7 protein-coding genes are annotated in these 11608 nt (G+C 73.0%); 4 read left to right on the forward strand and 3 right to left on the reverse strand.

Going from position 1 to position 11608, the window contains the following annotated elements; translation table 11 throughout:
- Nucleotides 1-138 precede the first annotated feature (138 nt).
- Complete coding sequence (locus tag AB0H83_RS14660; protein ID WP_360092560.1) at nucleotides 139-1233, forward strand: type VII secretion protein EccE; 1095 nt, start codon at nucleotides 139-141, stop codon at nucleotides 1231-1233.
- Between the two features lie 527 nt (nucleotides 1234-1760).
- The gene (locus AB0H83_RS14665) at nucleotides 1761-2411 is read left to right on the forward strand and encodes a hypothetical protein (protein ID WP_360092563.1); all 651 of its coding nucleotides are present in this window, start codon (nucleotides 1761-1763) and stop codon (nucleotides 2409-2411) included.
- Between the two features lie 32 nt (nucleotides 2412-2443).
- Here the strand turns inward: AB0H83_RS14665 and eccCa are convergent, their stop codons facing one another.
- Entirely contained in the window at nucleotides 2444-6403 is a 3960-nt protein-coding gene (gene eccCa, locus AB0H83_RS14670) for a type VII secretion protein EccCa (protein ID WP_360092566.1), read from the reverse strand.
- Nucleotides 6404-6605: 202 nt separating this feature from the next.
- Here eccCa and eccD point away from each other — a divergent pair, with 202 nt between their 5' ends.
- Together eccD and eccB are read left to right on the forward strand one after the other, a co-directional pair.
- Nucleotides 6606-8006, forward strand: a complete 1401-nt coding sequence (gene eccD, locus AB0H83_RS14675; RefSeq protein ID WP_360092569.1) for a type VII secretion integral membrane protein EccD — start codon at nucleotides 6606-6608, stop codon at nucleotides 8004-8006.
- 6 nt (nucleotides 8007-8012) lie between these two features.
- Entirely contained in the window at nucleotides 8013-9407 is a 1395-nt protein-coding gene (eccB, locus tag AB0H83_RS14680) for a type VII secretion protein EccB (protein ID WP_360092572.1), read from the forward strand.
- Between the two features lie 30 nt (nucleotides 9408-9437).
- On the opposite strand, the gene AB0H83_RS14685 is transcribed toward eccB, so the two are convergent.
- Together AB0H83_RS14685 and AB0H83_RS14690 are read right to left on the reverse strand one after the other, a co-directional pair.
- Nucleotides 9438-10715, reverse strand: a complete 1278-nt coding sequence (locus tag AB0H83_RS14685; protein ID WP_360092575.1) for a S8 family serine peptidase — start codon at nucleotides 10713-10715, stop codon at nucleotides 9438-9440.
- Nucleotides 10716-10729: 14 nt separating this feature from the next.
- Entirely contained in the window at nucleotides 10730-11584 is an 855-nt protein-coding gene (locus tag AB0H83_RS14690; RefSeq protein WP_360092578.1) for an SseB family protein, read from the reverse strand.
- Between the last annotated feature and the right edge of the window lie 24 nt (nucleotides 11585-11608).

The raw sequence follows: 11608 nt of genomic DNA on the forward strand, positions 1-11608 counted from the left end.
GACATCGGCCGGGCCAGCCAGTAGCGTCGTGGGGATCTAGCACCTGAGGGGCCTGCTCATGGTTTCGCGAGCGATGTTCGGCGGTATGCCGTCACGTCTGTGGTACACGGCTTCGTGTGCCCCGGCGGCCGAGGCCGGGTGACGGTGACCGCCCCTGCCACCCAGGCCGAGGACCTCCGGCCGGTCCGCGGTGGGCTGGGCCCGCTGGATGTCGTCCAACTGCTGCTGGTGGAGTCGGTGGTCGTCGTCCTTCTGGTCGTCGCGGACCTCGGCTTCACCGCATCGGTGTTCGGGGTCGCCGTCGCGGCCGTCTGGACACTCTGGTGGGGGCGTCAACACGGCCGGACCAGGCTGGAATGGTTCATCGTCAAACGGCAGTACCGGCGGCGGCGCAGAACGCGGCCCGGCCACGGGCCGTCCGAGGACTGGCCGCTCAGCACCCTGGGTTCGCTCGCTGAGGGGTTGTGCGTTGACGAGGTGACGATCGCGGACGGGTCAAGCGTCGGCGTCGCCGTCGACGGTGCCGGCTGGTTCGCGGTGGCCGAGGTGGCGCCGCAGGCTGACCAGCCCGGCGTCCCGTGCGAGGTGCTGGTACGTGCGCTGGCGGGCACCGACTCTCCCGGCACGGCGCTCCAGGTCGTCACGCACTATGAACACGGTGAGCGTGCCGCGATCTGGGTGGCCGTACGGTTGGACGCGCAGAGCCTCGCCGAGGCCGGCGCGGAGGACCTCGACGGCGTGCCGGCCGCAGTGGTGGTGCTGGTCCGGCGCCTCGTCCGGACGCTGCACCGGGACGGGTTCTCCGCAGCGCCGCTTGACCGGACCGGGTTGCTCGCCGCCATGGCCAGATCGTGCGCGCTCGACCGCGTGCACGACACCGGGCAAGCACCACAGTTGTCGGAGGAGTGGCGATCCTGGTACACCGGCGACGTGGCGCACCGTACCTTCTGGGTCCGTGGTTGGCCACGGATCGCGGATGCGGGCGAGTTGCTGGCCACGTTCGGCTCCATGGAGGCGGTCCTCACCAGCGTCAGCATCGTGGTCGTGCCGGACAGCGACGGCGCGAACGTCCGGTGCCTGGCGCGTGTGGGCGCACGCCCCCGCGACCTCGACAGGATCTGTGACAACCTCGGCCTGAGTGTCCAGCACTTCCAGGCCACACTGTTCCAGCTGGACGGTGAGCAGGCCGCGGGCGCCTACGCGTCCGCGCCGACTGGGGGAGGCCCGCGGTGACTGAGCCGACCGCAGCACGACCACACCAGGAGGCAGCCGCGCCCCGGCCGGGCGAGGCGACCGAACCGGGGCCCCTCGCCGACCGGCCGGCCGGTGCCGCACGAGGAGAAGCCGACGAGGTCGGGCGGGGCGAGGCCGCAGCGGCTGCCACCGCGCAGTCGCTGGCCATGCCGCTCGCCGCGCGGGCCACGCCGCCGTCCCCGGTGGCGGTGCCGGTGGGTCAACCGGATGGTCCTGCCGGGGGCCCGGGCCGGCCGGGGCGGGCGCCGCAACGCCTGCGGATCGGCTGGCACCGCGGCTCACCCGAGGCACTCGCCCTGCTCGTCACCGCTGCCCGGCCGCGTAACGAAGACCTGACGAGCCGGGCCTTCCTTCCCGACAACCTGCCTGTGCCTGTGCCTGTGCTTGTGCCTACGCCTGCCGGGCGGCACCGGCCCGGCACCGGACGGTGGCGACCCGAGCCACCCGTTGCGTCGCGTCCGGCGCCCAATGAGGCCGCACTGCGGTTTGCCGCAGAGGTTCCGCCCGTGCAGGCGGACCCGGCGCCGTCCGGGCAACCGGCACCACCGCCGGACGGGCGCCGCCGCCGCACACCGGTGCTCGTCGCCTTCGCCGGAATCATGGTCGTCGTGGCCGGTGGCATGCTGTATCCCTCGGCCGGTGTCAGTGAGGACAAGCCGGCCGCCGCGGCGCCCGAGCCGTCCACGGAGGAGTCCATGACGTGGGCGGGTGAGCCGGCACCCGAACCTTCGCCCTCGCCGGCCGCCGTGCTCGCGCCGACCGTCGTGCCCACGCCGACGACCAGACCGCCGACCACGACGCCGCCGCCCCCACCCCGGACGACCACAAAGGTGACGACGAAGAACGCGACAACGCCGGCGGCCGGTCCGACCCGCGTCTGCGTGACGTCCAACTGCGAGGCCTGGGCGGCGTTCGACGCGTCGAACGACACGCTCCAGGTGTGTGACAACAAGGCCGACGGCCTGGCCGCGCTGGCTCAGTATTCGGTCGCGGGCGGGGCGGAGGTCTGGGTGTGGGCGAGCGGTGGCTCCGGCACCTGCACCTGGAAAGAGCTGAACCTGGCGAAAGGCACGACGATCTCGTACCGGGTGTGCAGCGGGGACCAGTCCGAACGGCGGGTCGACCGCTGCGGCGCCCGGACCACCAACTACGCGTGATCCGGGCGCCCCGCCCCGCGCCGGTGACGGCGTCACAGGCTGGGCGGGGTCCAGGCCAGTTGGATGAGGCGGGCGCCCTGGCGCCGGTTGATCAGCCAGGCACGTCCGGGCGGCAGCACCTGCGGGCTCATGGCACCGAAGATCGGACCCTCCTCCTTGGGGCCTGACATCAGGACGCCCGGTGACGCGAGCTCCCGGATGCGGCCGATCAGCGGGTCGAACATGGCGCGGCTGGCGCCACCGACGCGCCGGGTCACCACGAGATGGAGACCGATGTCGCGTGCCTGCGGCAGGAACTCGATCAGCGGCTCGAGCGGGTTGATGCCACCGGTGGCGATGAGATCGTAGTCGTCGATGAGGACGTACAGCTCCGGTCCCTTCCACCAGCTCCGTGACCGCAGCTGCGCCGGTGTCACATCATTGCCGGGCAGCCGTTCGCGCATCACGGTGACCACATCGGCGACGAGGCTCGCGGTCGTCGCCGCGGACGAGCCGTACCCGATGAGATGGTCGGTGTCCACGCAACCGAGCAGGCTCCGCCGCTGGTCGATGAGGATGATGCGGGCCCCGCTGGGTTCATAGGCGGAGGTGATGGTCCGGGCCAGGCCGCGCAGGAAGGAGCTTTTCCCGGACTCCACGTCGCCGAACGCCAGCGCGTGCGGCTCGGCGTCGAACTCCAGATACACCGGCGCGAGGTCGACCTCCGCGATACCGATGGGCAGCCTGCCGCCGGCGCCGCGCACCGGCGCCGGCAGTGCCTCGTACGGCAGCAGCGCGGGCAGCAGCCGGACCTGGGGCGCGACCGGCCCGGACCATCCGGCCCGGGTACGTTCGACCAGTTCGGCCAGCCCGTCGCTCAGCGTGTCGGGATCCGCTCGGCCGTCGATCCGGGGAAGTGCGGTCAGGAAGTGCTGGCCGTCCGGGGTGAGACCGCGTCCGGGCGCCTGCTCGGGCACGTTGACCGCCGCCCGCCGGTTGATGAGGGAGTCGGTCGGATCACCGAGGCGCAGCTCGAGACGGGTGCCGAAGGCGTCGCGTTGCGCTGCCCGCAGGTCCATCCACCGTGCCGCCGACCCGACGACGTGGATGCCGTAGCCCAGCCCGCGGGTGGCCAGCGAGGTGACCAGTGACTCGAGGTCCTCGAACTCGTCGCGCAGGGTCGCCCAGCCGTCGACGACCAGGAACACGTCACCGAACGGGTCCACCGGGGAGGGGCGCTCGCGCAGCAGCCGCCGATAGCCGTCGATCCCGTCCACCGCGCTGGTCGCGAACCACTCCTCCCGCAACTGCAGCAGGCCGTAGACCTCGGCGACCGTGCGACGGACCCGGTTGACGTCCGTGCGCGCGGCCACCGCGCCCACGTGCGGCAGTTCGGCCAGCTGCGCCAAGGTGCCGCCGCCGAAGTCCAGGCAGTAGAACTGGGCCTCACGCGGGGTGTGGGTGAGCGCGAGACCGGCGATGAGGGTACGCAGGAAGGTGCTCTTGCCCGTCCGTGCCGCGCCGACGACGACGAGATTTCCTCGTGCGCCCGACAGGTCGATCCACATCGGGTCACGCCGCTGCTCGAAGGGCTTGTCGACGACCCCCACCAGGCTGTGCAGGCGACCGAGCCGGTCCGGCTGTTCGACGGTGAGGCCGCGTTCGGGGGTGTCCACCGGCGGCGCCAGCAACTCGTCCAGCGTCAGCGGCTCCTGCAGCGGCGGCAGCCACACCTGATGCGCCAGCGGGCCCCGGCCCTGCAGCCGCGCGACGAGGGTGTCCAGGAGCGTCTGGCCGAGGGCGTCCTCCGGCTCCTCGATCAGGCTTGCCGGTTCATCCTCCACCGGTTGCGCCAGGTAGTAGGTGCCGAAGTCGCGCACCACGTCGGTGGCCCGCCCGGCCAGCGTGACGGTCCCGCCGTCGCGCTGGTGGCGCCCCGACACATACGCCGCCCGGAACCGGATCATGTCCTCGGTGCCGATGCGGAGATACCCGTGCCCCGGTGACCGGGGGAGCTCATAGGCATCCGGCACGCCGAGCACGGCCCGGCTCTCCATGGACGAGAAGGTGCGCAACCCGAGCCGGTAGGACAGGTGCGTCTCCAGGCCGCGCAGGCGTCCCTCTTCCAGCCGCTGCGTGGCGAGCAGCAGATGGATGCCCAGCGAGCGTCCGACGCGTCCGATCTGGACGAACATGTCGATGAACTCGGGCCGGGCGCTGATCAGCTCGCTGAACTCGTCGCAGATGAGCAGGAGGCTCGGCAGCGGCGCCAGCGGGACACCCGATGCCCGGGCTCGTTCGTAGTCGCGCAGGGAAGCATAGTTGCCGGCCACCCGCAGCAGCTCCTGCCGTCGCACCAGCTCACCCTGGATGGCGTCGAGCATCCGGTCGACCAGGGGCATCTCGTCAGCGAGGTTGGTGATGACCGCGCTGGTGTGCGGCAGCCGGTCCAGGGTGGCGAACGTCGCGCCACCCTTGAAGTCGACCAGGACGAAGTTGAGCGTCTCGGAGCTGTGGGTGACCGCGAGCGCGAGCACCAGGGTGCGCAGCAGTTCGCTCTTGCCGGAGCCGGTGGCGCCGACCAGGAGACCGTGGGGACCCATGCCGTCCTGGGCGGACTCCTTGAGGTCCAGCTCCACCCGCCGACCGTCCAGACTGACGCCGAACGGCACGCGCAGCCGGTCCCGGCTGGGCCGGCCCGCCCAGGTCCGGGCGGGGTCGAAGTCGTCGGGTTCGCCCAGTTCCAACAGCTCGGCCAGGCCGAGACCGGCGTTCATGGCGGTGACGTCCGTGGGCGCGGCCGACAGCCGCAGCGGCCCAAGTTCGCGAGCCAGCGCCTCGGCCTCGACCGGGTCGAGCTCGTCGGCGCGTCCCAGGTCCGTCGTGCCGTCCATGGTAGCCGCGGTCAGCCCGCCGTCGGCGTCCAGCGTGAGGACCACCATCGCCTCGCCCAGCATCCGCGGCGGCGGATTGGACAGGTCGATGACCGTGACACCTTCCACGCCGCCCTCGGTCATGATGTGGTCCGAACCGGTGATGCTGCCGCCGTCAATGATGACGACGAGGTGCGGTCCGGTGGACGTCTTCGCGGTGAGCGCCGGATTGAACCGTACGCGGTTGGCCAGGACGTCGTCGAGCATCGCCTCCAGGCCGGTGGCGGCGGCGGCGAACAGCCGCAGCGCACCGGCGGCGTCGGACTTCGCCGGGTGTTGCGCGTGGGGCAACCACTTGGCCCACTCCCAGGCGGGGCGTTCCGCGTCGCCGGCACACACCGCGATGAGAAGGTCGTCCGGCGCGTGGAAGGTCGCGGCCTGCGCCACCACCGCCCGGAGCAGGGCGCGGCCCCGATCGGTCGAACCGCGCAGGTAGACCCGGGCGAAGTCGCGCAGCGCGATCGCCACCGGCAGGTCCGGGACGACCGCGTAACTCACCACGAACTGCCGCAGTGCCATCGCGCACAACGGATCCAGCTCGTCCACCGGCCGGGTCTGCGGTGGGACGAGGGCGGTCGCGAGCGCCTGTGGTCCCACCCCGAGGCGGAGCACGCCGAAGTCGACGTCGCCGCGCCGGCGCTCCCACAGCCGTGGTCCGGTGACCATCGCCCACAGGTCGGCGGGCACGGGATAGCGATAGGCGATGGCTTCGCGCTGGTGCAGCGTCGTCTCGCGCACCTGGGCCCGGTGCTGCGAGAGCCGGCGCATGAACTGCCGGCGGACCTCGACCATCTCCTTCTTGCTCGGGCCGCTCTGGTTGACCAGCATCACCGCCATCATGCCGAGGATGGACACGCCGTACATCGCGCCGGCCACGTACATCAGCGGACCGGAGCGCCCGACCCCCATCATCAGACCCATGCCGCCGGCTCCCGCAGCCATCGGCAGCACCATCAGCAACCGCATCCAGCCGCGGCCGGACGGCGTCGGCAGGTCGGGGGGCGGCTCCAGGACCACCTCGCCGGAGGGCAGCACCGGGGCGGCGCGACGTGGTGGACGGTTGACGATCACCAGGCTCACGAACGCCGCCTTTCTCGGTCCGCCGTTGTTGCGAGTGCGTCGCCGAAAACCCGGGCGGAGTAAACCCTTGCGGTACACCGATGTCCAGGTCAACCCATCACGGTATCGACGGGCGGGAATCGACGACCCATAGTAGACCGGGGTTTCTGCAAGGCGCGATTGGCTGCGTGGACAGCCGCGGCGAGCCGGTGGAGGTGGTCGGTTGACAGCCCAGGGCAGTATCGGGCTGGCCCGGGTGACCGTCGTGACCGCAGCGCGCCGGTTCGACGTGGCGCTGCCCGACAACGCGCCGGTGGCCGAACTGTTGCCGCATCTGGTCCGGCACGCGGTGCAGGGACTGCCCGACGACGCGCGGAGCGACAACGGTTGGGTGCTGCGCCGCGCAACCGGCACGGTGCTGCTGGCCACCCGCAGCCTGGGCGCGCAGGACGTGCGCGACGGCGAGGTGGTGCACCTGGTGCCGCGCGAACTGGACTGGCCGGAGCCGGCGTATGACGACATCGTCGATGTGATCGCCAGCGGTGCACGCCGGATGGGGCGGTCCTGGGGCGGTCCGGCGACCCGCCGCACCGGTTTCGCCGTGACCGCCGCGATCCTCCTGCTGGGTCTGGTTGACGCCGCCGTCACCGGACCGCCCTGGTCACCCGTCACCGGGGCGTTGTTCGCCGTCACCGCGCTGCTCGTCCTCGCCGGCGCTGTTGCGGCACGGGCCTTCGCCGATGCCGTCGCCGGCGCGGTGCTGGCCGGTGCCGCGCTGCCCTACGCGGGGTTCGCCGGCGCCCTCGCGGTCGCACCCACGACGGTGAGCCTCAGCCGCCTCGGCGCGCCCAGCCTGCTGGGGGCGGCCGGGATGCTCGTCGCCGTGAGCGTGGTGTCCTACGTCGCGGTCACCGGCGCCCCGTGGTTGTTCCTCACGGGCATCTTCACCGGCCTCGCGGGAGCGGGAAGCGCACTGCTCGTCTTCGCCGGAATGCCGGCCACCGGCGCCGCGGCGACGATGCTGTCGCTGGTGATTGCGATGCTTCCCGGTTACCCGCTGCTGGCGAGTTCGTTGGGCAAGATCCCGGTGCCCGAGCTGCCCGACCGTGCGGAGGGGATTCTGGCGGACCGGCCCATGCCGCCGCGGGCGAGCGTCTTCGCCGCCGTGGCCCGGGCCACCGAGCTCCTCTCCGGCATGTTGCTGTCGGTCGCACTCATCGCCGGCGGCGCCATCGTCGTGCTCGTCGTTGACGGCGGCACGGCCGGGCGGCTCCTCGGCGCCGCCGCCTCGGTGGCGCTCCTGCTGCGGGCGCGGCTGTTCGCGCTGCCCCGGCAGCGGGTGCCGATGCTGGTGGGTGGGGTGGCCGGCCTCGGGCTGCTGGCGTTCGGGCTCGGGCCGGGTGATGCGGACCTGACGCTGGTGCGGCTGTTGCTCGTCGTGGGCGCCGCGATCCTGATCCTCACCGCGGCGCTGGCCTACAGCCGGCGCACACCGTCACCGTACGTGGGACGGCTGGCTGACATCGCCGACGTGGCGGCGATCGTGGTGCTCCTACCGTTGGCCTGCGCGGTCGCCGGGGTCTATGACTGGCTCCGGGACCTCTTCGGCTCCTTCGGCGGCTGAGCGGCGATGGCATCGCGCAAGGATCAACTGCACGCCTACCAGTTCCTGGTGCAGCGGGTCATCTCCGCGTTCGTCATGCGCGAGACCGATCCCGCGCAGTCGCCGTTGCGGCGTGGCGTCGGGGCCGTGTTCGCGGGTCTGATGGTCGCGATCGTCGTGGGCGCCGGCTATGGCGTGTACGGCCTGATCACCAAGGTGGGTGGGAACGGCTGGCGGGCTGACGGCGCGGTGGTGATCGAGAAGGAAACCGGGGCGAGCTTCGTCTACGTCGCCGGCCGGCTGCACCCCACGCTGAACTACGCATCCGCGCTGCTGCTGTCAGGACGCTCCGGCGCACCGGTGTTCCGGGTGCCGCGCTCCGCGCTGGTGGGCGTGCCCCGCGCGGTCACGGTGGGCATCGCGGGCGCGCCGAACTCGCTGCCGCCGGCCGCGAGCGCGGTCGGGCTGCCGTGGTCGGTGTGCACCGCCGAGGCGGTCGGCGCCTCCGGCGCTCCCACCACCGTGACCAGCCTCGTTGTCGGCCGCGAGCTCACCGGTGGCACGACCGTGGATGCCGGGCACGGGATCCTGGCGCGTGACGCCGTGACCGGCCAGCGCTTCCTGGTGTGGCGCGGCCACCGGTACGCCCTGGCCGAGGCGGTGGTGCCGGCGTTGTTCGGCGCGACGGCCAACTCGGTGCGGGTCGGGACGGCATGGCTCAACGCGCTGCCGGCCGGCACCGACATCGGCCCGATCGTGGTGCCCAGGCACGGCGAGGTCGCCGGCGCCGTGCCCGACCGTCGCATCGGCGACCTGCTCGCCGCACCGACCGCCGCCGGGCCGCAGTACTACCTCGTCTTCGACGACGGCCTGGCGCCATTGACCAGTCTGCAGCACGCTCTGCTGGCCGCCAACGCTGTGGTCCGGCCGATCGAGGTCACGGTCGCGGTCGCGTCCGCCGCGCCGCGAAGTTCCCTCCTGCCGGCCACCGACGGTGTGACGGCACCACCGCAGCGGGCACCGGTGCTGGTCCAGCCGGAGCCTGACGATCTGGTCTGCGCCAGCACGGTGAACGCCCGCGCCGAGCCGGTGCTGCATCTCGGTGGCACGCCCGCCGGACTCGACGCCGGCATTCCGACCGTCGGACGCTCCACAACCGGGGCGAGCCTGGCCGACCGGGTCGCTGTCCCGGCCGGCGCGGTCGCTGTCATCCGCGTGCTGCCCTCGCCGGACGCGGAGGCCGGAACCTACTCGATCGTGACCGATCTGGGGGTCCGCTACCCGGTGCCGTCCGCTGAGGTACTGGGATTTCTGGGCTACGACCCGGCCCGTGCGCTCGACGTGCCGGTCGCCCTGGCGCAACGCCTGCCGACCGGACCCACGCTCGACCCCGCCCAGGCCCTCCTGCCGGTCGTCGGCTGAGCCACCCGTGCTCAGCACGTGGGCCGTCGCTCACGGGCGTCGGGCGGGCGGCCCGCCGAGGGGCTCCTCCTCGAAGAGCGGCACCGGCGGACCCGGTGCCGCCGGCTCGACCGGTTGCGGCGGCGGCTCGGCGAGCGCTGAGCGCCAGCGCCGGCGCGAACCCCTGAGCACCACCGTTCGCCCGATCCAGATCGCCGCCGCCACCAGCATGAGCCCGGCGGTCAGGGCGATCGCGCGCCGTCGACGCTCCGGGCCGGCCAGGTCCACAGCAGACCCGGGCGGCCTGAACATCGGCAGGCCGGCCGATGCCGCCGGCGCGGGCAGCTGGTCGGTGACGGCGTTGTACGGATTGACGATGCCCGCGCCGTATTCGTGGCTCGGGGCCCGGTCCCCGGCCGGCGTTGCCGTGGCGGCCAGCCGGGCCGCGACGGCGTCCGGGCCCAGCTCCGGATGCGCTTCGCGCACCAGCGCGACGGTGCCCGCCACGAAACCCGCCGCCACGCCCGTGCCGTCGACCTCGGTCAGGCCGCTGAGGCGCTGGGTCGAGACGATGCCGTCGCCCGGCGCCACCAGATCGACGTACTCGCCGTGCTGGGAGCCGGCCCAGCGCCCGGCGTTCGCGTCGACCGCACCGACACCGAGCACGCCCGGGTACGCGGCCGGATAGGGGGTGGGATTGGCTGAGCCGGGGCCGCCCAGGTTCCCGGCCGCGGCGACCACGACGATCCCACGTGCGAGTGCCGCGGCCACCGCCGCCCGCAGCTCGGCACTGTCGGCGTAGGCCGGCACGGGCACGCAGATCACCTGGGCGCCCTGCGTGGCCGCCCAGGTGATGGCGCGGGCCAGCACCGCCGGGTCCGCCTGGTCCGGGTTGGCGTATCCACTGTCCGGCAGGATCCGCACCGGCAGGATCGTCGCGGCCGGTGCGAGCCCGCTGAAGCCTCGCGCCGCCGACGGCTGAGCCACGATCACTCCCGCGACCCGCGTTCCGGAGCCGGTGCAGTCGGAGTCGGCCCGCCCCTTCGCCGTCACCGCGTCGAAGCCCGCGGCGACCCGGCCCTTCAGCAACGCGTGCGCGGCGTCCACGCCGGAGTCGAGCACGGCGACGCGGACCCCGTTGCCGCGGGCGAACGGCCACACCCGTGCCGGAGCGAGCAGGCTCGTCGCCCAGGGCACCGGGGCATATTCCTGGCCGGGGCCGGCGCAGTTCGTGGGCGCCGCGACGACCGGGCCCGCGGCGGACGGACGGGCGACCGCCAGCGCACCGGTCATCGCGATCACACCGCTGGTCAGGATCAGGGCAGCCACGCCAGGCCGGGACCTCACCGCGGATCGTCCGCCGTTGGCTGGTCCGGGTCTGCCGGGACGAGCCGGCGCACCTGGGCCCCGGGCAGGGCCAGCTGCAGGGGTGTGCCCGGGTTGACCACGAGGGTGTGGCCCTCCGGCCAGGTGGCCGCGACGAAGGCGAACGCGACCGTCATCGACGGCGTCGCCGGTAACGCCTGCGTGCACCGGGCCGGTGAGGTGAAGACGCTGATCGACGGTGCCTGCGCCGTGCCGCCAGGAAGCCAGGGGAAGCGTTCGGTACTGACGAGGTGGGCCGCGTCCGGTGCGGTGAGATCGCGCCGGGTGGGCACCGTCACCTCGGCGGCCAGCAGCGCGCGCAGGTAGGTTTCGGCGTCGGCCGACGCGACCGCGGCGGCAAGGACCTCGTCGACCGGGTTGTGCGCGACCACCTCGAAGCCGTGCGGCGCGCTGAGCAGTTCGGACTCGCGTGCCACCGCGAGCGCTCCGCCGGCGGCCGCCGCGACCGCGTCGGGCGAGGTGTAGACGGCGAGCGGGAGATCAGGGTTGACGGCGAGGCGCCATTGCGGCCAGGGCCACTGCGCACGCAACTGCTCGCAGGCGACCACGCGGTAGACGTTGGCCAGCTCACCCAGCCGCGCGGTCAGCGCCTCGGCCGAGGTGAAGGCGAGCAGGTACGTCTCGCCGAGGAAGTCGGCGGTGACCAGTTCCGCCGGGCCGGCGTCAGACTCGGCGTAGCCGGGCAGATAGAGGTCGGCCCCGGCGAGCAGCCGGAAGTATTCGCGGCGGTCGTCGACGTCAAGCGCTGCGGCCATGGCGTGTTCGGTCTCGTTGGCGGGCTGCCAGGCGGCCACACCCAGCTCGGCGGTCACCGTGGGCTGCCGATCCGGTCGGGA

The sequence above is a fragment of the Dactylosporangium sp. NPDC050688 genome, from assembly GCF_040654515.1.
In the GTDB taxonomy this organism is placed as follows: domain Bacteria; phylum Actinomycetota; class Actinomycetes; order Mycobacteriales; family Micromonosporaceae; genus Dactylosporangium.

Coding starts and splice junctions, on each gene's coding strand:
- eccB (WP_360092572.1), top strand. CDS start 8,013: ATGGCATCGCGCAAGGATCAACTGCACGCCTACCAGTTCCTGGTGCAG.